Consider the following 20,373-nt stretch of genomic DNA (forward strand, 5'->3'; position numbering starts at 1 on the left):
TTAAAAAATTTTTGAAAGTGAAAATCAGTGGCGGGACTTCAGGAGCATGCCGTTCATTAATACTGGCACGAAGAGTACAACTCCCAGCAACGCCCCTATCTTGACGGTCGTCGCGGAGGCTGTGAGGCTGCTGTAGAGGGTGGCCAGTCCCGTAGCGACGAGCAGGAGCAGTATCCCCGTCACCACAGCCTTGTTGTGGGCAAGCTCCGACGAGAGGAGCGGGTAAGTCTCCACTGCCGCAACGAGCGCCCCTACAGCAAAGGGGACTACGACGAACATTGTCCTAATGTCGGCGATTATCATGGCCCCCGCGATGACCATACCTATGAGACCCACGAAGCCAAGGCTCTGATTCCTGCCAAACTGCATGACTTCCGAAAGTATCTGACTGCCCATCTCGATGAGGACTATTATTGTCGTGAGACCGGCCAGGTATAGCGACAGCATGAGGAGCACTATGAGGCTCGTGTCATTGGCCACGTTGCCCTTGAGTATCTGAGGTATTGAGTAAAAGACCTCAATGGAGTCCATCGGACTTTTTTCGCTGTTGGTGGCGTAGTCCTTGAGGTCGTTGAACTTCATGAAGAGTTTCATCGACTCCTCCGCTGGAATGTTTGGATTCTGGAACGCCTTCTGGAAACCCTCGTAGGCAGCACCGAGGGAGTAACCAACGGTGAAAGCGGCCGCAAAGCTAATGATTATCTGGAGTATGAAAACCCCTGCGAGAACCTTCTTGAGGTCGAGCTCCTCTGGGGTGAAGCTGCCTATAACGTAGTAAACCCCTGCACCGAGGCCGAGGGAGATGAAGGTTGAGACTACCAAGTACAGGACTCCCTTGACCGTCAGCGGCAGGTTGAAGGAGGTTATTGACGAGAGAGCTTTATCCATGTACTGGGCTGCTTGGGGCGACGTAACGGTGCTCAGTGCCTGCTCCCTGATGAGGAACGCGGCGGAGATGGCGAGGAGTATGAAAAGTATCGACATGACTGAGATAAACTCGAGGGTTCTGCCCTTTGCCATCATGAGGAGCACAACCGCGAGGAGGATGGTTCCTATCGCCATTGCCAAAATGTAACTGGAACTGCCCCCTACTATGAAGGCGAGGCCGTAGGCTGAATAATAAGTTGTTATACCGAGCATTATCACGAGGAATATCAGCAGGGTGAATATCAGCGCAGGGGTTCTGGATACCTTGAAGAACAGTTCGTAGATCAGGTAGCGAGTCTTCTTCGTGCTCTCTGCCTCGCTGTATATCAGGTACATCGCGGCCAGCGTTGGAATCAGTGATACGAGGAAGCCCTTGAGACCGAAGGCTATGTAATACTTGGGCAGGACCAGAAAGTTCCATATTCCGAGGATATAACCCGTTATTAAAAATGCCATCAGGAAGCTTATTTTTCTCATGGAATGCACACCCCCAGTGGTCGTGTGGCATGTTTCAGTACCACATTGAAAGAATTAAACAAGAACAAAATATAAACATTATGTATTCCCTTCGTTTTTTCAAGGAACCCAGTGCTCAAAGTTGATGATCGTCTCGTTTACAACTGTCCAAGCCATCAGCGAGGCCTTGTAAATGCTTATCTTCTCCCCCAGTATTTTGCCCTTGAATTCCCCGTGCGGGAACCCGCCGACGATTACGGCGGGATTCTCAAGCGATGCCAGCCTCTTCCCGAAGTCGACTGGCTTTGTGAAGGTTCCCTTCTCGTGCATGACGAAGACACCATCGGGGTTTATCTCTTTGATGAGCGCTTCCAAGCTCTTCTCTTCCATGCGGAGAAGCCCCAGGTCCTTTGGAACGACGCGGTTTTTGAAGAGGCTCTCCATAAGCCCGACGAAGCGGTTGTAGTTTCGCGGAATCCTCGTCTCGGGCTTTATGTAAATTACCTCATCGTTCCTTGTGTGCACATAGACGCGGAGCTTTCCCTCCTTGTTGGCGATGCTCTCCAGGGCGTTGAGCAGGCAGATGTGGACTATGTCGGGCCTCCCGCGCCTTTCGCCGTCGGTGAGCTTTTTGAGTGCCGCGTGGTGGTAGGTGCTGTCCAGGAGCACCTCGTCCGGCCTCTTGCCCCTCTTCCTCGCGTAGTTAACCACGGCCGGATGGTCGCGTATAGGTTCCGGAACGAGCTCAATCTCCGCCTCAGCTATCACCAGGTGGAGCATTCTCCCACCTCTCCAGAGTTATGCCCCTATCGGCCAGCTCGTCGCCTATCCTCGTGAACGTGTCAATGCGCATTCCGAGTATCTCCGGGGGAATAACTCCGTATATGCAGTTCTGCTCGGCAACGAGCCTCGCAACTATCGCCGCAGTGAAGCCCGTAACGCGGGCCATCGATGTGAAGCCGTCCCTCTCCTCGTCGTAGAGAAGGTAGCCTATCTCCTTGGGCTCCCCATCGATGGTTCCCCTTCCGATGACTTTCATCACCGAGAAGTCCGGGCTCTCGTACGTCATCAAGGGTGTTATGACCTCGAGGGTCTTGTCAACGTGCTCCGGCTTGAAAAAGCCGAGCTCCCTGAGAACCTTCATCTTCTCAAGGTGCCCTGGCCAGCGGAGCGTCCATTCCTCCAATTTCTCAGCTTTCACGCTCTCCAGGAGGCTCCTCAGGCCGTCGCTCACAAAGGCCTCGAACTCAAGATCGCGAACTTCAACGCGCTCCATCCTCTCGAAGGGGTCAACTGCTCTAACCTCGCCTTCCCGTATAACCCTCGCTGGCCTCGTGTATTCTTCAATTAAGTCTTTAGGCGACCATGTAATTCTGTAATAAAGTGGAGGCCTCGGCTCCTTCGGAAGGCCGCCAACGTAGATGTAGCCCTCTTTCAGCTCGTCCATCTCCTGCCATATCCTGCCCATGAGCATGTGGCTCAGCCCCGGGGCGAAACCGGCATCGAATATGACCGTTACCTGGGCCTTTTCAGCCTCGTCCCTCAGCTCCAGGGGGTTCTCCGGCATGAACGATACGTCAACCATGTCAACGCCGGCCTTTATCGCCGCCCTCACCGCTTGATAGCCAAATCTTCCCGGCAGTGCACCTACGACGAGCTCGAAGTTCTTCATGGCCTCAACGAGTTCATCGAAGTCAGAAGCGTCGACCTTCAGTGGTGTGGCAAACTCGGAAACGGTCTTTAGCCTATCGTCGCTGACGTCACCCACGTAGACTTCGAACTCATCCCTCAAATCCCAGGCTATTGCCCTCCCAACGTTTCCAGCTCCAAGAACGAGAACCTTCATGATAACACCCTGGTTTACTTGGCGAAGGTATATATAAGCCCTGCTCCTACCCCCAACAATGCCCCTGAAACTTCCCATATTCCGCAAGAAAGTCCTGGGACTGCTGGCCTCGACCGATGAGACCAAGGTAATGCACATAAGCGATACCCCGGAGAGCTCGTACCGCTTCATCGAAGACCTAATCGATAAAACGAGCCCGGACTACATAATACACACCGGGGATTTGGTGGACAACGTGAAGCTGGAGCGCCGGCCCGACCTCCTGCCCATCTACAGGGGAGCTCTTAGAAAGCTCGCACGGGTTCTCAAAGGCTCTGGCGCAAAGCTCTACGTGGTTCCTGGCAACGAGGACGACCCGGAGCTGGTGAGGGAGTTCTTTGGGGATGCCGTTGTTGAACCGGGGAGCGTCATTGAGATCGAAGGCGTCAGGTTCGCCCTCGGTCATACCTGGGAGGACGTGGTGGATAAAGATGCTGACTTCAGGCTCTACGGTCACAACTTCAAGCTGATAGACAGGGGACTGAACGGCGTCCTCGGCGTCAACTTTGTCCTCCTCCCGAGCAGGAGGACATACCGGGTCAAATACCCTGGAGGGACGGATTTTGATAGGGGCTATAAGATGTGGAGGGGTCTGTGATGAAGGTCATCCGCTTTGGGCCGTCGATAGTGTTCCTGAGGACGGCTCATCTTGAGGCTGTTAAAGAGGCCATAAAGGATGTCTTTGGTGTTGATGAGGTAGACACTGAGAGGGCTATAAGGGAAAGCAGCGAGTTTGAGACCGTTCTTTTCGTGACCGATGAGTGGCAGAAAAAGACCCTGCCCCCGCAGTCCGGTTTTCTCATAAAGGCCCATGCACCCTTTGTCTTAAGTCAGGTCATAAACAACGGTTTTCCCGTTGAAAAAGTTCACGTTGAGAGCACCTTGATATTTTTCAGAGTCCCAGAGAAAACGGATGAGGCGTTGAAATTCCTCGCTCACAAGTACGGCGGCGAAGTGATGGACATCAGGAACGCCCTCGATGAGGGAGAGGCGGGCGATACCATAATAGGGATCACCCGGAAGAAGCTCACCTGCCCAATAGGACCCGAGGAGATAGAGGGGGCCGTTCTCGTAAGGCGCAGCTTCCTCGAAGTTTACAGGGAGCTCCTCCTTGATGCCCCGCTCCTCCTGCTCAAGCTGATGCCCGAGTGGAACGAGTTGACCATCAAAATCTACGACACGGAGAAGCGCTACGAGGAGAACATCGAGCGGCTGATGATGGTGATTGAAGACCTCGACCTCGGCTTTGTCGTTGGGGAGGGCTGGGACTGGGACTACCCGAGGCCCTTCATGAGGGTTCCGGTCTACAAGCTGAAGCTCCTGACGTGGGAGAAGCCCGAGCGCGTCAAGTTTCTCCTCAAGGGAATCGAGTACGTCGGCTACAAGCGTCTGTGCGACATAGACGTCTTTGTTGAGGGCAAGAAGATCCACTGGACTTCCCTGGGAAAGTACGACTCGAAGTTCGAGCTGGCGAAGGCAGCCAGAGAAGAGCTGGAGAAGCACCTCAGCGAGGACGTTCTCAAAAAGCTTAGAGAGCTCGAAGAAAAGCTCGTAGCCGAGTCAAAGGGCTAAACTCACAGCTTCTTTATTTTTGCAACGAAGAAGCCGCTCGTCCCGTGCCTGTCGGGATAGAAGCGCCTCGCCTTCGCTATTTCTTCGCTCAGCTCGATTCCAAAGGGCCTAGTCAATGCAGGCTCTCCGTAGCGGAGCGGGAGCAGTTCTACATCGAAGTTATCGAGAACCCACTGGATCACGAACTCGTTCTCCTCCGGCTCGAGAGAGCAGGTGGAATAGACGAGGGTTCCACCCTTCCTGAGGACGCTCAGCCCCTTCTCAAGGAGCTTCATCTGGAGACCCTGGCAGAACTTAACGTCATCCATCGTTCTGTTGGCCTTCCTCTCCGGGTTCTTGTGTATCGTTCCGGAGCCAGTGCAGGGTGCGTCGAGAAGGATTTTGTCGAATTCCACGCCGAGTTCATCTATGTGGAGGGACGAGCTGTGGATTAAGACGATGTTCGTAACGCCAAGGCGGGAAAGGTTGAGCCTCGTCTCCTTCAACCTCTCCTCCCCAACGTCGAAGGCGTAGATTATTCCCTCGTTCTCCATCAGCTGGGCGAGGTAGGAGGTTTTTCCTCCCGGCGCTGCCGCCATGTCGGCAACGGTCTCACCGGGCTTTGGTTCCAGAGCCACTGGGGGATACATCGAACTCGCTTCTTGGATGTAGAGGAGGCCGCTTAGGTATTCGGGCGTTGAGGTTATCGAGAAGGGCTCGCGCGTGAGGCAGAAGCCTTCCCTGGCCCAGGGGACGCGCCTGAACTGGAAGCCCTTCTTGTTGAGGAGCTTGGTGAGCTTTGGAACCTCTATCCTGAGCGTGTTTACGCGGAAGCACCTTGGCAGGGGCTTTTCCATGGCCTCGGCTATCGCTAGTGCCCTCTCACCCCAGAGCTCGTAATAGCGCTCCGCGAAGGTCTTGGAGTAGCCGAGGCTGAAGAGCTTTTCGAGCATGGTTGGGGTTTGGGGGAGGGGTTTAAAAGGTTCTCCGTCTGTGAAAGTTCACTTTCACAAAAAGCCCGATTTATGAAAACCCGTTTTCATAAACTGCCACTTTACGAAAGAGACCTTTCACAAACACGGGTACACCTATGAAAACAGGCTTTCGCACAAGCCAGAATATTGAACGGAAACAAAGGAAGAAGAAAAGCCCTCAGACCTTAATTCCACCCATAACCAGTGCCATGAGGGCCTTCTGGGCGTGGAGCCTGTTCTCGGCCTCGTCGAAGACAACGCTGTTCGGGCTGTCAACGACATCATCCGTGACCTCTTCCCCGCGGTGGGCCGGGAGGCAGTGCATGAAGATGTAGTCTGGCTTGGCGTGCTTGACGAGATCCCTGTTGACCTGGAAGGGCATGAATATCTTTCTCCTCTCCTCGGCCTCGGCTTCCTGGCCCATGCTCGCCCAGACGTCGGTGTAAATGACGTCTGCATCTTTGACGGCCTTGACGGGGTCGTGGAGAAGCTCGAAGCTTCCGCCGCTCTCGGCCGCGTTCTGCTCCGCCCACTTGACGACCTTCGGGTCGGGTTCATAGCCTTCCGGCGTGGCGACAACAACGTTAGCCCCAAGCTTGGTTCCGGCTATCATGAGGGAGTGTGCCACGTTGTTTCCGTCACCGACGTAGACGATTTTAAGACCAGCAATCCTGCCCTTCTTCTCGAGTATGGTCTGGTAGTCAGCGAGGGCCTGGCACGGGTGGGAGAAGTCGCTGAGACCGTTTATGACCGGAACGCTCGCGTACTTTGCGAGGTCCTCAACGTCCTTGTGGGCGTAAACCCTCGCCATTATCCCATCCACATAGCGGCTGAGAACCCTGGCGGTATCGGCTATCGTCTCACCGCGCCTGAGCTGAAGGTCCTGGGCGTTGAGGTAGAGGCCGTAGCCGCCGAGCTGATAAATGCCGACCTCGAAGGAAATCCTCGTCCTCGTCGAGGGCTTCTGGAATATCATGGCGAGGGTCTTGCCCTCAAGAACACGGTGCGGCTTGCCTATCTTGTTCCATATCTTCATCATCTCGGCCGTCTTGAGAATAGTTTCAATTTCTTCCCTTGTGAAGTCCTGAAGGCAGAGAACATCCCTTCCTGCGAGGCTAACCACCATGTGCATCACCGTCTAAAGCTGGGGGGCGAATTTAATAACCCTTTCGTCGGCAGAATAACCTGAACACTGGAGAGTTTTAACTCAAAGGCCCAATAATGTTTCCAAACGTAAGGACAGTGTGGCAAGGTTCCCGGTTATGGTTTTGCACATCAGACCATCAAACCCACACTTCCTGTCAGTGGTTCAAAAGTGGGGCAGAAATCATAATAAGAGTGGGGGCACCTTGAGATGCGGTGAAGAATATGAACGATAAAATCCGCGTGACTCTTGTCAATTATACAAAAAAACCGCTCGAAACTGTCACATGGGCGGCTCTGATAAGCTACTGGGACGGATGGGAGACAGAGGCCTTCGAGCGGATGGGTGAGAAGGACGTCGAGATGCACCTGCCGAGGGTTCTCGGCTACGGCCACGAGTCTATTCTGGAGCACGCGACGCTGACCTTCGCAATAGAGGGCTGCTCTCGCGTTTGCAGTCATCAACTTGTAAGGCACAGGCTTGCGAGCTACACCCAGCAGTCACAGCGCTATATCAAATTAAACCCAAATGATGTGGAAGAGACCTTCGTGATCCCCGAGAGTGTCAAGGAAAAGCCCGAGCTCTACCAAAAGTGGAAGGAGTTCATGAAAAACGCCATCGAGCTCTATGAAGAAACTTACAAGGCCGGAATCCACCAGGAGGACGCGCGCTTTATCCTGCCTCAAGCAGTCCGGACAAAAATCGTCGTCACGATGAACCTCCGCGAGCTCAAGCACTTCCTTGGTTTAAGGGCCTGCGAGAGGGCCCAGTGGGAGATAAGGGAGATAGCTTGGAAGATGCTGGAGGAGATAGCGAAGAACGAGGAGCTTAGGCCGATTATAAAGTGGGCCAAGCTGGGACCGCGGTGCATCCAGATCGGCTACTGTCCAGAGGGTGAGCTCATGCCCCCCGGCTGCTGGAAAAGGACGAGGGAGAAGTGGAAGAATGTAGCCAAAGAGTGAACCTATTTTCATAAATTTTTGGGGCAGAACACTCAAGACCAGGAAAAATACTTGGGTAACACACGTCCAAAGATTACGCTAATGTTGCTTTAGTTACTTTCCGACCCATTGTGTAGCAATTCGTCACAATACATGGATAAAGAAGTGCAAAAACGTTCTAAAAAGGCTTTTATATATGGACGGAGAAACTATGGTGACTGATGTCACTTTAAGGCACAGCAAGGTACAATGGGGAGGTTTAGAACATGACGGACTATGGTATACTTTCCCTCCTGCCCCCTCTGGTGGCGATTGGCTTGGCGATAGTAACCAAAAGGGTTCTGCTCGCTTTGTTTTCTGGGGTGTGGGTTGGCGGACTTTTGGTGGCCGGTGGCAACCCCATAGAGGCTACCACAGAAACGCTGAAATGGATAGTCCTCAACATAGCGGCGGCATGGGAGGAAGACGGCCACCTTGTGACCGACCTGTGGAATACTAGGATTCTCGTATTTGATGCTCTGATTGGAGCAGGGGTTGCCCTCATATACAAAGCCGGTGGGATGAACGCCATAGCCAAGGCCGTGACGCGAAAGATAAGAACCAGCAGGGCAGCCTCGCTCATGGCGGCCGTCTTCGGTACGCTCATCTTTTTCGACGACTACACCAACACCATTATAGTAGGCAACACAATGAGGCCGATAACGGATAGGGCTAGGGTTTCAAGAGAGTTCCTTGCCTACGCCGATGATTCCACTGCCGCGCCCGTGGCGGTTCTTGCGGTGGTCTCGACGTGGATAGGCTACGAGCTTGGCCTCCTGAAGGACGCGATAGCGAGCGTGGGGGAGAGCATAAGCGCCTACTCTGCCTGGTTTGCGAGCTGGCCTTACAGGTTATACCCGATTCTGGCGGTACTTCTGGTCTACATCGTTGCAGTTACTGGCAGACATTACGGCCCAATGCTTCGGGCAGAATACCGCGCGCGCACTACCGGTAAGGTTCTACGTGATGGTGCCCAGCCGATGATGACTACAGAGGTAGATGTCGGAATGCCGATTGAGGGCAAGGAAAACGTGTGGGTCTTTGTGCTTCCCGTCCTAACGCTGATCCTCATGACCTTCCTGGGCCTGTGGGTCACCGGTGGTGGAAGCGCCACCTACGCGCAGGGTGGCTTCCAGGAGGTTCTCTCCCATGCGGACTCGACGTGGGCTCTCGTTTGGGGTTCCTTCTCAATGCTTGTAGTGGCAATGGCCCTGATCCTCGGGCGGAGGATAATGAGCCTCGAAGAGGTGGAGAGCACAATAGTTTCGGGTATGAAGCAGATGCACTTTGCCATGATGATACTAATCCTTGCATGGAGCATCAAGAGAGCGTGTGATGCTGTTGGAACTGCCGATTATATAGTGAGGGTTGCCTCCAATGTCCTTTCCCCAAGCCTGGTTCCATTAGTGGTGTTCGTTGTGGCGGCGTTCATATCCTTTACGACGGGAACGAGCTGGGGAACCTTCGCCATAATGATGCCAATAGCGGTTCCGCTCGCCTACAATCTCAGCGGTGAATTCGGCCCCGTGGTCTACGCCAGCATAGCCTCAGTCTTCTCAGGGGGAGTCCTCGGCGATCACTGCTCCCCGATAAGCGATACGACCATCATGAGTTCCATGTTCAGCGGTTGTGACCACTTGGATCACGTTAACACCCAGATACCTTACGCCCTCACCGCTGGCGTCGTCAGCGTCATAATGTTACTCCTCTTTGCCGCGGGACTTCAGAACGGCTGGTTACTCCTTGCCATGGCGGTGCCGCTCTTAGTAGTGTTCCATCGCCTCCTCAGTGAATGGTATGGGGCGAGGATCGGCATTCCCGGGGGCAGAGTACCAGTCTACGTGGTTGGAGATGATTACGGGGAGACACTCGGGGAAGAAACGGAAAGTGAGGGAGGAGCCCTCACCTATGCCGTGGAGTAGCCCTGTGCCCCTTTTACAGTTTTTTCAGTTCTAAACCCAAGGTTTAAGAAACGCTTTTTTGAGGCACTTTTCTTTCTAAATCGGTGGACAGGCATGAAAACGAGGAGCTGGGAAGTTGAAGTTTCCGCTGACTGGGAGACACTCAGAGTGATCCTCAGCGACCCCAAAAAGACCCTGCCGTTCTTCCCGTACTTCGGGAGTATAGAGGGTGACGTCGTTCGCTTTAAAGTCCCGAGGTTCGTCTTCAACTTTGGCTACGAGTTCGAGTTTGACGTTGGTTTTGGAGAAAGGGAAGCAATATACACTTTCAGAGGGGAGCGCGGTATCCTCACGGTTACCTTCAAGATGATCAGGGAGAAGCTCAGGGTAACGGCCAGCTGGGCGGGCTTCGGGGAAGCTTTGATGGGAAAGCCCCTGGAGAACTTTGCCAAAGGCATAGCGGAAGCGATAAAGGAGTTTTGCTCTTCTATGAAGTGTCCCGGCGTGAAGATTGAGGGCGAAAGCGGAGAAGTTGAGCACATTACACCCGAGACGGCGCCAGCGTTTCTCAAAAGGCTTGTCGTCGAGCTAGGGACGGATTTCGTCATTGAGGGAAGGGCCGAGGATGGTACTTATCTCTCGGCAAGAATAGAGGGTGGAAGGCTGAAGAGCCTCAAGGTGAGGACGGACAAGGGTGAGTCGGTAATAGAGGCAGATGTCCCCGTGGTTGAGCTCGGGAGCGAACTCTTTGAGGGTCTTCCACTGGAGAAGGAGTTCAAAATAATGGTAAGAAAGATGTAGGGAGGTCAGCCAACGACCTCCCCGAAAGCAAAGCGCTCTTTCACGTTTTTTATTTCAATCTGAACCTCGTCTCCCACGTTCGTCTTCGGCACAAAAATCACAAAACCTTTAATCCGGGCGATGCCGTCACCGCCCTTACCGAGGGTCTCAATCCGGACCTTGTAGCGCTCACCCCTCCTTACGGGGGGCTTCTTGGAGGGAACGCTTTTCCTCTCCAACTCAGACACCACCAGGGAGTTATCAGGAAGAAAAGGAAGTTATGGGTATAAAAAGCTTGCCCTTAAAAGGAACCAAGAGAAGGCGTTAAATCTCGCCCTCAACTTCTTCTATTGCCTTTTTCAGCTCGTTGTAGGCCTCTTCTAGGGACTCTGGGATGACCTTCGTGTCAGCTATAACCGGCATGAAGTTCGTATCTCCGTTCCACCTTGGCACTATGTGGAGGTGCACGTGGTCGTCTATGCCGGCCCCGGCAACGCGGCCGAGGTTAACTCCTAGGTTAAAGCCGTCCGGGTTCATGGCCCTCTTGAGGGCCTTTATCATTAGCTGGGAGAGCTTCATAATCTCGAGGAGTTCCTCGTCGGTGAGGTCTTCCCACTTCCCCACATGCCTGTAAGGGGCTATCATGACGTGGCCAGGGTTGTAGGGGTAGTTGTTCATTATCACGAAGCTGTGCTTTCCGCGGTAGAGGATGAGTCTCTCCTTATCCCGGTTCTCCTTTGGAAAGTCGCAGAATATGCAGCCTTTGTGCTTTGGTGAGCGGATATACTCAATGCGCCACGGTGCCCAGAGGACCTTCATTCTCACCACCAGAGGGGGAGAGAGAGGGGGGTTTAAAAATCTTACAGCTTTACCCCAGAGAAAATCAGAACCAGATAGAGGACGTAGAGGGCAAGGAAATAAGCACCAACGCGCCTGTCTATTCCCCCAGCTTTTCTCAGCGAGGCTATCATGGGAATCATTGCAAAGAGTACCAAAACGACCGTCAGAACGGAAGCGTCTGTGGGGAGGGGCCTTATCAGTGAGGCAATGCCGAGAACAACGAGCGCGTTCATGATGTTCGCCCCTATTATGTTGCCCACGCTTATGCTCCCGCGTTCCCTCACTGCCCCATAGAGGGCGTTCGTCATCTCCGGCAGGGACGTCCCTATCGCAACAACCGTGGCCCCTATAACGAACTCCGATATACCAAGGGCCCGGGCTATGTTCTTACCGCCAAAGACGACCATCTCGGCACCGCCCACGAGGAAGAGGCCGAGGGCTATTAGGATGATGTAATCGAGGACTTTAACGTCTCCGCTCGGCTCCCACTCAACCTCACTCCTCGCGTGCTTCTTCAACAGCCAGCGGAGGTAGACCGCGTAGGCGAGGAGAAGTAGGAGACCATCCAACCTGCTCAACGTTCCATCGATGGAGAGGAGTATCAGGAAAACGAGGGATGCGAGCATTATAAGGGAATTTTCGTAAGCGGAACGGCCCGCTTTCAGCGGCCTAATCATGGATGCCAGGCCCAGAATCAGGGCTATGTTGGCAAATATGCTCCCAAGGGCGTTCCCGAGGGCTATTCCGTTGGCCCCCTGGTAGCTCGCAATGGCACTGGTAGTTATCTCGGGTAGCGTCGTTGAAAGGCTAACGAGGACGATGCTTATCACCAGGGTGGAGATACCTGCCTTTCTGGCGACCTCCACTATCTTGTCCGAGAGTTTATCGCCAACTACCACCAGGATGGCGATACCGGCAAGGATTGATAGCGACCATAATGCAAACTCGAGCATTTTCTCCCCCAGAATTGCCTTTCAAAGGGCCTTTAAAAAGTTTCCAACAAATCTTTTAACCAACAGTGCATACTCACTCATGGTGATAGACATGAAGCAGAGGAAAGGACTGCTCATAATTCTCGACGGACTCGGAGACAGACCGATCAAGGAGTTCGGCGGGAAGACGCCGCTTGAATACGCCAACACGCCGAACATGGACAGGCTCGCCAAGATGGGAATCCTGGGCCAGCAGGACCCGATAAAGCCCGGACAACCGGCGGGAAGCGATACCGCTCACCTCAGCATCTTCGGCTACGATCCCTACAAGGTCTACAGGGGAAGGGGGTACCTCGAGGCGATGGGTGTTGGCCTCGACCTCAGCGAGGACGACCTGGCCTTCCGCGTCAACTTCGCCACCATAGAGAACGGCATCATAACCGACAGGCGCGCCGGCAGGATAAGCACGGAGGAGGCCCACGAGCTGGCCAAGGCCATCCAAGAGAACGTCAAGATACCGGTTGATTTCATCTTCGTCGGAGCAACCGGTCACAGGGCCGTTCTCGTTCTCAAGGGCATGGCCAAAGGCTACCGCGTCGGAGAGAACGATCCGCACGAGGCCGGCAAGCCGCCGCACAGGTTCAACTGGGAGGATGAGGAAAGTAAGAAAGTGGCGGAAATCCTTGAGGAGTTCGTCAGGAAGGCCCACGAGGTTCTCGACAAGCACCCGATAAACGAGAAGCGCAGGAAGGAAGGGAAGCCGGTTGCCAACTACCTCCTCATTAGGGGTGCTGGCACCTACCCAGGCATACCGATGAAGTTCACGGAGCAGTGGAAGGTTAAGGCGGGAGCGGTTATAGCGGTCTCGCTCGTCAAGGGTGTCGCCAGGGCCATAGGCTTCGACGTCTACACGCCGGAGGGAGCAACGGGCGAGTACAACACCAACGAGATGGCCAAGGCGAGGAAGGTCATCGAGCTTCTCAAGGACTACGACTTCGTGTTCCTCCACTTCAAGCCGACCGACGCGGCCGGCCACGACAACAACCCCAAGCTTAAGGCTGAGATGATAGAGAAGGCCGACAGGATGATAGGCTACATCATGGACAACATCGACCTTGAAGATGTCGTCATAGCGATAACCGGCGACCACTCAACGCCGTGCGAAGTGATGAACCACAGCGGTGACCCGGTTCCGCTCCTTATCGCTGGCGGCGGCGTCAGGCCCGACTCGACGGAGGCCTTTGGCGAGCGCGAGTGCATGCGCGGCGGCCTCGGAAGGATAAAGGGCCACGACATCGTTCCGATTATGATGGATCTGATGAACAGGAGCGAGAAGTTCGGGGCCTGAAGGCCTATCTCCCATTCTCCATTTTGTCCTCAACTTCCTTCAGCGCCCTAACAAGCATTTCGTTCTCCTCTGGCCTTTTCACCGAGAAGCGGATGTACTCGGGCAGGCCGAAGCTCTCGCAGTTTCTCACGAGGATTCCCTGCCGTTTGAGGGCTTCGACGACTTTTTTGGCATCTCCAACGCGCTTGATGAAGAAGTTGGCGTCGCTTTTAACACCCAAGGCCCTCTCGATTCTCTCCTTCTCGCGCCAGATCAACGGCATCGTTCTCCTCAGATGCTCGAAGCCGTCCTCCAGCAAAAACTCAAGGAAAGCAAGGCCGGTCGAGCCTATGCTCCAGGGCATTCTAACGCTCCTGAAAGCCTCCGGGAAGCCGATTATGTAACCGACTCTTATTCCCGGCAGACTGTAGCTCTTGGTGAAGGTTCTGAGCTTCACAACGTTCTCCCCTTCTGGGCTTTCAGGGTTCTTAACGAAGTCAATAAACGCTTCATCCAAAACAAGTAGGGCGTTTTTATCTTCAACCGCATCTAGAAGAGGCTTAAGCTCCCTAACGTGGTAGAACCTCCCGTTAGGGTTGTTTGGGTTGCAGAAGAAGACCACCGAGTCCCTCTCAACAAGCTCGGCCAGCTTTTCAGGCCCGTTCGGACCCTTGACCACTTTCGCCCCGAAGATGCGCGCGGCTCTCTCGTACTCGCCGTAGGTGTGCTCTGGAATTACCACCTTCCTCCCGCGGAGCGCGAGGATTCCGAGGAGGTAAAGGGCTTCGGTAATACCAGCCGTTACGGTGACTTCCTCGCCGATTAGCTCCGAAAGGCCCTCTTCAAGCTTTTCGTAGTAGGGATAGCGGTCGCTTATTTCCTTAGCACGCTCAAACATCTCATCGAGCCATTCGGGAGGATAGGGGTTGAGCGATGCCGAGAAGTCGAGCAGACCTTCTTCCCGGGCACCTCCGTGGTATGTGGAGAACTTTACGGGCTCAAGCATGGACACACCTCCGTTGCGAGCAGTAGCGAGAGGATTACCACCCATTCGGCAACGACAATCCAGTAGACTCTTAGAGCGCGCTTAATATCTTTGTCTCTTGGTGCTCTGCCTGGAAAACGATAAACGCCGGGCTTCTCAAGCCAGACGCCCAAAACGGCACTCATCACCGCTATCGGCTTGTCGGAGTTTATTTTAAACTTGGCGAGACGGTAGTAACGGAAAACATTCCTCCCGCCGAGGGGGAGGTAGAGAAGAACCGTCAGCCTGGCAGGGATGAAGTTGAGAACGTCGTCAAGTCTTGCCGAGAACTTCCCAAAGTATTCGTAGCGCTCGTTTCTATAACCTAACATCGCGTCGAGCGTGTTGATGGCGCGGTAGACCAAAGCACCGGGCAGGCCGAAGAGGATGAAGTAGAAGAGCGGCGCTACAACGCTGTCGTTGAGGTTTTCTGCGAGGCTTTCTATTGCTGCGGAGTTGAGGTGGGGCTCGTCGAGCTTACTAACGTCCCTGCTGACGATCATCGAGACGGCCTTCCGCTTTTCTTCAACATCCCCAGTTATCGTCCTCGCTACGTGCTCATGCAAACTCCTCACCGCGAAAGAGCTTTTCAGGAAGTAAACCGCGAGGAGGTAGTTCAGGGGATAAGGGACAAAGAACGGTAAGATGGAAAGAAGAAACGCGAAGGCTACGACCAGCAAACCCGTAACCGTCCCGGCCAGAAAATCAAGTGCTGGAGAGCGTCTTTTGTAGCGAAAATCTATTAATCCCGCGAGCTTCCCGAACCACACGACGGGATGGGCCAGCACCGGCGGCTCTCCCAAAAGCAGATCCCAGAGGAGGGCCAGAGCAAAGACGATTAAAGCGTCCATTCTCCAGAGACCTCCTTTATCGCCGAGAGCTTGAGCCTTTCAAATCTCAGGAGCATAATGGATAAAAAGTCCATGGAGTTTATATCTTTGGTGGTCGCTGGTGGAGACTAGAAAATGCCCCCTCTGTGGAGGAACCATGATAAGGGGAAAGAACTACCAGTCGGGATACGCCAGGTACTTCTGGGAGGCCCCCTGGAAGCACGGTATAAAGGCCGCACTGAAAGGACCCGCTCCCGCCTACCCCTGGCTCTGCCTTGACTGCGGGGTTGTCTTACCCTACGTGGAGGAAGCGGAACTCCAGAGGATAAGGGAAGAGTATGAGAGGGCCAAGACGGGTGACACGCTTTGAAAGGGGTCGCCTTCTTCTCGGGCGGCAAGGACGGGTTCTATGCACTCTACCTCGCCGAAAAATCGGGAATTAAAGTTCCCTATCTTTTGGCCTTAAAAACAACCATCGGCCTCTCACCGCACTGGGAGAACTTAGATGCCTTAAAAACACTCGCCGAAGCGATGGGAAAGGAGTTGCTTACCTTTGATATGTCCCGCGGAAGCGACGCTCTGGCCGAGTTCATAGCTTCTCTCGGCGTAGATTATCTCATAGCTGGTGACGTCCTCCTCGAAGATCACAAAAAGTGGGTTGAATGGCTTGCGGAGAAAGCAGGGGTTGAGGCCCTCGAACCGCTCTGGGGAAGGAATACCCTTGAGCTGGCCAGAGAAATGCTCCGGGAGGGCTTTGAGTGGGCGGTAATAGCCGTTGACAAGAAGAAGCTACCAAAAGAAGCGCTGGCCTACACATTCCGCTCACAAGAAGACCTGGATAACTTTTTGGAGGCTTACCCTGGCGTTGCTCCTGTGGGAGAGTTCGGCGAGTTCCACACGGTGGTTTTGGCCTCACCCATCTTCGAAGGGCGCTTTGAGCTTGAGGTGAAGTCCGTCGAGGAGAGCGAGAGGTACCACTGGATCCGCTTTGGGCTGGTGAGAGCATGAAAGCCGAAGAACTCCTCCAAAGGCTTGAAAAACACGGCATAACGCTGGAGAAGATGCTCGACACCGCGATGGGGCTCTACATCGGTGACAACCCAGAGGAAGCCCGGGAAATGCTCGGAAGGCTGATGCTTCACTATTTGGGAGACATCAACGTCCAGTCTCTCCTCATGGCGGCTTTACTGCTCGAGGAGAGTTTTAAGGTCGAGGGCGACCCCGTGAACCTCGTCGCCGATGAGCTGATTGGAATAGACATAGCTGAGTACATCGGCGGAAAGATGGCGCTCTTCAACTTCTTCTACTATGACACGAAAAAGCCCGGAATCTTGGCCGAGCTTCCGCCCTTCCTCGATGACGCGATAGGGGGGTTTATAGCCGGCTGCATGACGAAGCTCTTCCAGGAGGGCGTCGGATGAAAAACATCCTCCCGTTCCTGACGAGAATTCCAGTTAAGGGGGACTTTGAAAAGGCCCGCAAAGAGCTCTGGGCCTTTCCGCTTGTCGCTCTGGTCAGCTCAGTCCTTCCTTCTGCCATTCTCTACCTTGAGCTACCGCTGGCCAACGTCCTCGCCCTTCTGGAGCTCTACTTCACGATAGGCCTCCTCCACCTTGACGGCCTGGCTGACTGGGCCGATGGAATAATGGTCAAAGGCGACCGCGAGCGAAAAATCAAGGCCATGAAAGATTTAAACACCGGGATAGCGGGCCTCTTCGCCGTCGTGATGGTTCTCTTCCTCCAGGTTTACTCTCTTCCGCTGGTTCCCTTCTACTCAATCTACCTCGCAGAACTCAACTCGAAGTTCGCCATGCTCCTCGGGCTTTCGACGAAGAGGCCGCTGGGGGGAGGATTGGGGACTTATTTCATGGAGGGGATGAATGGAAAACAGCTCGCCACCGGGACAACCCTCTACGCGCTCCTCTACCTCCCGGTTGCGCTCTACAACCCTCCGGCGGTTATTGGGTTGGCGGGCCTTCTCTTTGCCGCATACGTCATAAAGCTCTCCCTTGAGAACTTTGGCGGAATAAACGGGGACTGTCTTGGAGCCATAGCGGAGATAACGAGGGCCGGGACGTTGCTCGTTCTGGCGTTTGCGCGGTGGTGGGCGTGATAATTGTCATGGCTGGCGGAAGATCAACGCGCATGGGGAAGGAAAAGCCCGTCCTGAGGGTTGGAGGAAAGCCGATGCTTCTCAGGGTTTACGGCGAGGCCGAAAAGGCTGGAGAAACCCTCGTTACCCTCTCGAGGAACACGCCGAAGACTAAAGAGTGGTGCCTCAGGGAAAGAATTCCGTTCGTTGAAACGCCTGGGCGGGGCTACGTTGAGGACGTTAGGTGGCTCCTCCGGGAGTTCGGGCCCTTCGTGAGTGTCTCCTCAGACCTGCCCTTCGTCAGGGCCTCCGATATTGGCTCAATCGCCAAAGCCTTCGACGGGAAGACGAGCTTAACCGGCGTCCTCCCCCTTGAAAGGGTTCCGGGGGATTTGAAGCCTGTCGTTTACAGGGGCTATGCAGTAGTCGGACTGAACGCCGTTGGGGCTGAGGGGGAGAATTTTTTCGAGCTTAGCAACCCCCTTTTAGCCCTCAACGTGAACACGCCGAAGGATTTAAAGCTCGCGGAGAGAATAGCAAAGCTGGTGGGAAGATGAAAGGAGGGGAAATAAAGGGCGCCCTTGCCTTCGTGGGTATTTTAATACTTGGCCTTCTGTTCTTCTTCGGCTTCCTCGTTATAGCGCTGGCCTTGATTTTAGCGGGTCTTCTCCTCTTCCTTGGGTTTTACGCCTACCTCCGCCTGAAGCTCTGGTGGGTAAGGAAGCACCCGCCGAAGGAGCTTGAGGGGCCGGAGGATTACCTCTTTTAACTTTTGGTTTAGGAAAGGGTTAAATCCTCAGGCAGGAACTTTGGATGGAGGTTCTCATGGGGGGCTGGTTTCCGCTGGTGGTAGTCCTGACTCCAATAGTAGTCATCGCCTTAGTAGTGGCCGTGAAGATAAAGGGCTATATGGATGCCTACGTCCCCTGGAGCATAGTGGTGGCCAAGAACGGAACCGTCCGGTTGATCATAAAGACAAAGGCGGGAGAAAGGGAGATTTTGGTCAGGGATTTTGATGTTAAAGAGTCCTCTGAGGTACTTGAAGTGAGGATAAACGGGCTGGGCTTCGGCCGCTATCAGCTCGGGGAGTACAAAGGTCCCTTCGGCTACGTCAAATCCTACGCGGTCTCGAGGAAGGGCCTTCTCGTGACCGATGTGAGGGGCAAACGATACTACCTCGCCTTCGAGAAGGTAGACGACGTCCTAAAGGCCCTCAGGGGTGGCCCCGGAAAGACTGAGATAAAGGTGAGAGGCTAAAGGCTGAGTTCACCTAAAATCCTCTCCACGTCGAAGTTCTCCCCCACAACCCTTGCGAACCTTTCGATTTCCTCCTCTATGCTCCAGCCCTCTATCGAGAGGGGCTCAAGGCCCTTTTCAGCCCTCAGAAAGTTGAGGAACCGCTCTGTGAAAGCGAAGTTATGGAAGATGCCATGGAGGTAGGTTCCGAAGGCCCTCTCGCCGATTGCTCCCTCTGGCTCGAAGGTTTTTGCTCCGTTCACGGACGTTATGACTGAGAAGGGCCTCTCCGAGAGGGAACGGCCCATTCTTATCTCGTAGCCTTCCACGCCCATACCCCCAGCTGGCCCCCAGAGGACATTTGCTTTGAGATGGTTCGTTCGCTTTTTCCTCGTGAAGACCGTTTTCGCCGGAAGAAGACCGATACCCTTTACATTCCCGCGCTTCGACTCGACTTCGTCTATGATCTCCCTCCCGAGCATCTGGAAGCCCCCACAGATACCGACGACGAAAGCGCCCTCGCGGTGGGCTTGAAGGATGGCGTCTTCAATTCCGTTCTCGCGCATCCAGAGTAAGTCCTCGACAGTGTTCTTGCTTCCGGGAATTATGATGACGTCTCCAGTTATTTCCTCCGCCTTTGTGACGTAGTCAACGCCGTTGGCCCAGTGGAGCGGCTCAAAGTCCGTGAAGTTGCTTATGTGGGGGAGCTTGATTATTTGAATGTGCAGCTCGCCCTTAACTTTCGGGAACTCTGCTAAAGAGTCCTCCTCGGGCAGGCGGTGCTCGACGTAGGGGACAACGCCGAGGGTCGGCTTTCCGTAGCGTTTCTCAAGGTAGTCGAAGCCCGGCCTTAGGAGGGAAGCGTCGCCGCGGAACTTGTTGAAGACGAAGCCCATAACGAGCTCCCGCTCCTCCTCGCTCAAAAGCTCCATCGTGCCGACTATCGAGGCGAAGCTCCCGCCACGGTCTATGTCGGTGACGAGGATTACTTTAGCGTCTGCGTGCTTTGCCACGCGCATGTTGGCTATGTCGTAGTCCTTCAGGTTTATCTCGACCGGACTGCCGGCGCCTTCGATTATGACGAGGTCATGCCCCTCCTTCAGCTCATCTAGGACCTTCATGGCCTTTTTGAAAAGCTCCTCCTTCCGCGAGAGCATGTAGTCCTTGGCGGAGACGCTTCCGATGGGCTTTCCCATAAAGACTACCTGGCTTCTCATCTTTCCCTCGGGTTTGAGCAGAATCGGATTGAACTTCACGCTCGGCCTCTTTCTGCAGGCTATCGCCTGGAGGTATTGGGCACGGCTTATCTCGCCGCCTTCGATGCTCGGAGCGGAGTTAAGGCTCATGTTCTGGCTCTTGAAGGGAACGACGTCGTAGCCGAGGTTCGAGAAGATTCTACAGAGTGCGGTAACGAGGAGAGACTTGCCGGCCCCTGATGATGTCCCCTGAACCATCAACGCTTTCCCCATCTTCCCACCGGGGAACGTTCGTCGA

Annotated in this window: 24 protein-coding genes; 13 read left to right on the forward strand and 11 right to left on the reverse strand. The window is 54.3% G+C overall.

All coding sequences use genetic code 11. The features are described from left to right. Positions 1-24: 24 nt before the first annotated feature. From A3L08_RS05830 to A3L08_RS05840, 3 genes are all read right to left on the reverse strand, one after another. Positions 25-1,404 carry a sodium-dependent transporter gene (locus A3L08_RS05830; protein WP_088854124.1) on the reverse strand — a complete coding sequence of 460 codons (1,380 nt, stop codon included), beginning with the start codon at positions 1,402-1,404 and terminating at the stop codon, positions 25-27. A 99-nt stretch (positions 1,405-1,503) separates the two neighbouring features. Continuing rightward, positions 1,504-2,163 carry a 16S rRNA methyltransferase gene (locus A3L08_RS05835; RefSeq protein WP_088854125.1) on the reverse strand — a complete coding sequence of 220 codons (660 nt, stop codon included), beginning with the start codon at positions 2,161-2,163 and terminating at the stop codon, positions 1,504-1,506. Next, complete coding sequence (locus A3L08_RS05840; protein ID WP_088854126.1) at positions 2,141-3,229, reverse strand: saccharopine dehydrogenase family protein; 1,089 nt, start codon at positions 3,227-3,229, stop codon at positions 2,141-2,143. The genes A3L08_RS05835 and A3L08_RS05840 overlap by 23 nt, the downstream gene beginning before the upstream one ends. Before the next feature lie 58 nt (positions 3,230-3,287). On the opposite strand from A3L08_RS05840, the gene A3L08_RS05845 reads away from it, so the two are divergent. Both A3L08_RS05845 and A3L08_RS05850 read left to right on the forward strand, forming a co-directional pair. Next, a complete protein-coding gene (locus A3L08_RS05845) occupies positions 3,288-3,866 on the forward strand; it encodes a metallophosphoesterase family protein (protein WP_088854127.1) in 579 nt (192 codons plus the stop codon). Next, on the forward strand, positions 3,866-4,840 hold the full coding sequence (locus tag A3L08_RS05850; RefSeq protein WP_088854128.1) for a hypothetical protein: 975 nt from the start codon (positions 3,866-3,868) through the stop codon (positions 4,838-4,840). The genes A3L08_RS05845 and A3L08_RS05850 overlap by 1 nt, the downstream gene beginning before the upstream one ends. Positions 4,841-4,842: 2 nt before the next feature. Here the strand turns inward: A3L08_RS05850 and A3L08_RS05855 are convergent, their stop codons facing one another. Beyond that, positions 4,843-5,772, reverse strand: a complete 930-nt coding sequence (locus tag A3L08_RS05855) for an NOL1/NOP2/sun family putative RNA methylase (RefSeq protein WP_088854129.1) — start codon at positions 5,770-5,772, stop codon at positions 4,843-4,845. A 199-nt stretch (positions 5,773-5,971) separates the two neighbouring features. Beyond that, positions 5,972-6,919: an ornithine carbamoyltransferase gene (gene argF / locus A3L08_RS05860; protein WP_088854130.1), complete on the reverse strand. Its 948-nt coding sequence runs from the start codon at positions 6,917-6,919 to the stop codon at positions 5,972-5,974. Between the two features lie 242 nt (positions 6,920-7,161). Between argF and thyX the strand changes: the two genes are divergently transcribed. The 3 genes from thyX to A3L08_RS05875 all read left to right on the forward strand — a co-directional run bounded on the left by thyX (position 7,162) and on the right by A3L08_RS05875 (position 10,619). Beyond that, the gene (gene thyX, locus A3L08_RS05865; RefSeq protein WP_088854131.1) at positions 7,162-7,899 is read left to right on the forward strand and encodes an FAD-dependent thymidylate synthase; all 738 of its coding nucleotides are present in this window, start codon (positions 7,162-7,164) and stop codon (positions 7,897-7,899) included. Positions 7,900-8,144: 245 nt separating this feature from the next. Next, positions 8,145-9,839 (forward strand): Na+/H+ antiporter NhaC family protein, encoded by a 1,695-nt coding sequence (locus tag A3L08_RS05870; RefSeq protein ID WP_088854132.1) that lies wholly within the window; start codon positions 8,145-8,147, stop codon positions 9,837-9,839. A gap of 93 nt (positions 9,840-9,932) precedes the next feature. Next, positions 9,933-10,619 (forward strand): STK_08120 family protein, encoded by a 687-nt coding sequence (locus A3L08_RS05875; protein ID WP_088854133.1) that lies wholly within the window; start codon positions 9,933-9,935, stop codon positions 10,617-10,619. 5 nt (positions 10,620-10,624) lie between these two features. Here the strand turns inward: A3L08_RS05875 and A3L08_RS05880 are convergent, their stop codons facing one another. The 3 genes from A3L08_RS05880 to A3L08_RS05890 all read right to left on the reverse strand — a co-directional run bounded on the left by A3L08_RS05880 (position 10,625) and on the right by A3L08_RS05890 (position 12,391). Further along, positions 10,625-10,849 (reverse strand): TRAM domain-containing protein, encoded by a 225-nt coding sequence (locus A3L08_RS05880; RefSeq protein WP_198362096.1) that lies wholly within the window; start codon positions 10,847-10,849, stop codon positions 10,625-10,627. Between the two features lie 73 nt (positions 10,850-10,922). Beyond that, positions 10,923-11,417: an HIT family protein gene (locus tag A3L08_RS05885; protein ID WP_088854135.1), complete on the reverse strand. Its 495-nt coding sequence runs from the start codon at positions 11,415-11,417 to the stop codon at positions 10,923-10,925. A 41-nt stretch (positions 11,418-11,458) separates the two neighbouring features. Then, positions 11,459-12,391: a sodium:calcium antiporter gene (locus tag A3L08_RS05890; RefSeq protein WP_088854136.1), complete on the reverse strand. Its 933-nt coding sequence runs from the start codon at positions 12,389-12,391 to the stop codon at positions 11,459-11,461. 91 nt (positions 12,392-12,482) lie between these two features. Here A3L08_RS05890 and A3L08_RS05895 point away from each other — a divergent pair, with 91 nt between their 5' ends. Beyond that, on the forward strand, positions 12,483-13,718 hold the full coding sequence (locus A3L08_RS05895) for a 2,3-bisphosphoglycerate-independent phosphoglycerate mutase (RefSeq protein ID WP_088854137.1): 1,236 nt from the start codon (positions 12,483-12,485) through the stop codon (positions 13,716-13,718). Positions 13,719-13,722: 4 nt separating this feature from the next. Here A3L08_RS05895 and A3L08_RS05900 read toward each other — a convergent pair whose 3' ends face one another. Then, positions 13,723-14,703: an aminotransferase class I/II-fold pyridoxal phosphate-dependent enzyme gene (locus A3L08_RS05900; protein WP_088854138.1), complete on the reverse strand. Its 981-nt coding sequence runs from the start codon at positions 14,701-14,703 to the stop codon at positions 13,723-13,725. Then, positions 14,688-15,572 (reverse strand): adenosylcobinamide-phosphate synthase CbiB, encoded by an 885-nt coding sequence (gene cbiB, locus A3L08_RS05905; RefSeq protein WP_088854139.1) that lies wholly within the window; start codon positions 15,570-15,572, stop codon positions 14,688-14,690. The genes A3L08_RS05900 and cbiB overlap by 16 nt, the downstream gene beginning before the upstream one ends. A 136-nt stretch (positions 15,573-15,708) precedes the next feature. On the opposite strand from cbiB, the gene A3L08_RS05910 reads away from it, so the two are divergent. Genes A3L08_RS05910 through A3L08_RS05940 form a run of 7 tightly spaced genes read left to right on the forward strand, consistent with a single transcriptional unit; the run spans position 15,709 to position 18,900 of the window. Beyond that, entirely contained in the window at positions 15,709-15,921 is a 213-nt protein-coding gene (locus A3L08_RS05910) for a hypothetical protein (protein WP_335755198.1), read from the forward strand. Further along, positions 15,918-16,559 (forward strand): PAB0415 family putative ATP pyrophosphatase, encoded by a 642-nt coding sequence (locus tag A3L08_RS05915; protein WP_088854141.1) that lies wholly within the window; start codon positions 15,918-15,920, stop codon positions 16,557-16,559. Before A3L08_RS05910 ends, A3L08_RS05915 begins: the two co-directional genes overlap by 4 nt. Beyond that, a complete protein-coding gene (gene cobZ / locus A3L08_RS05920) occupies positions 16,556-16,972 on the forward strand; it encodes an alpha-ribazole phosphatase CobZ (protein ID WP_088854142.1) in 417 nt (138 codons plus the stop codon). The genes A3L08_RS05915 and cobZ overlap by 4 nt, the downstream gene beginning before the upstream one ends. Further along, entirely contained in the window at positions 16,969-17,664 is a 696-nt protein-coding gene (gene cobS, locus A3L08_RS05925) for an adenosylcobinamide-GDP ribazoletransferase (protein ID WP_088854143.1), read from the forward strand. Before cobZ ends, cobS begins: the two co-directional genes overlap by 4 nt. After that, a complete protein-coding gene (locus A3L08_RS05930) occupies positions 17,661-18,200 on the forward strand; it encodes an NTP transferase domain-containing protein (protein ID WP_088854144.1) in 540 nt (179 codons plus the stop codon). Before cobS ends, A3L08_RS05930 begins: the two co-directional genes overlap by 4 nt. Beyond that, complete coding sequence (locus A3L08_RS05935) at positions 18,197-18,412, forward strand: hypothetical protein (protein ID WP_088854145.1); 216 nt, start codon at positions 18,197-18,199, stop codon at positions 18,410-18,412. The genes A3L08_RS05930 and A3L08_RS05935 overlap by 4 nt, the downstream gene beginning before the upstream one ends. A gap of 44 nt (positions 18,413-18,456) precedes the next feature. After that, entirely contained in the window at positions 18,457-18,900 is a 444-nt protein-coding gene (locus A3L08_RS05940) for a hypothetical protein (RefSeq protein WP_157721588.1), read from the forward strand. Here the strand turns inward: A3L08_RS05940 and A3L08_RS05945 are convergent. After that, on the reverse strand, positions 18,897-20,348 hold the full coding sequence (locus A3L08_RS05945) for a cobyric acid synthase (RefSeq protein WP_088854147.1): 1,452 nt from the start codon (positions 20,346-20,348) through the stop codon (positions 18,897-18,899). The two genes, A3L08_RS05940 and A3L08_RS05945, sit on opposite strands and share 4 nt — an antisense overlap. Positions 20,349-20,373: the final 25 nt, after the last annotated feature.

This window comes from Thermococcus pacificus (assembly GCF_002214485.1).
Taxonomy (GTDB): Archaea; Methanobacteriota_B; Thermococci; order Thermococcales; family Thermococcaceae; genus Thermococcus; species Thermococcus pacificus.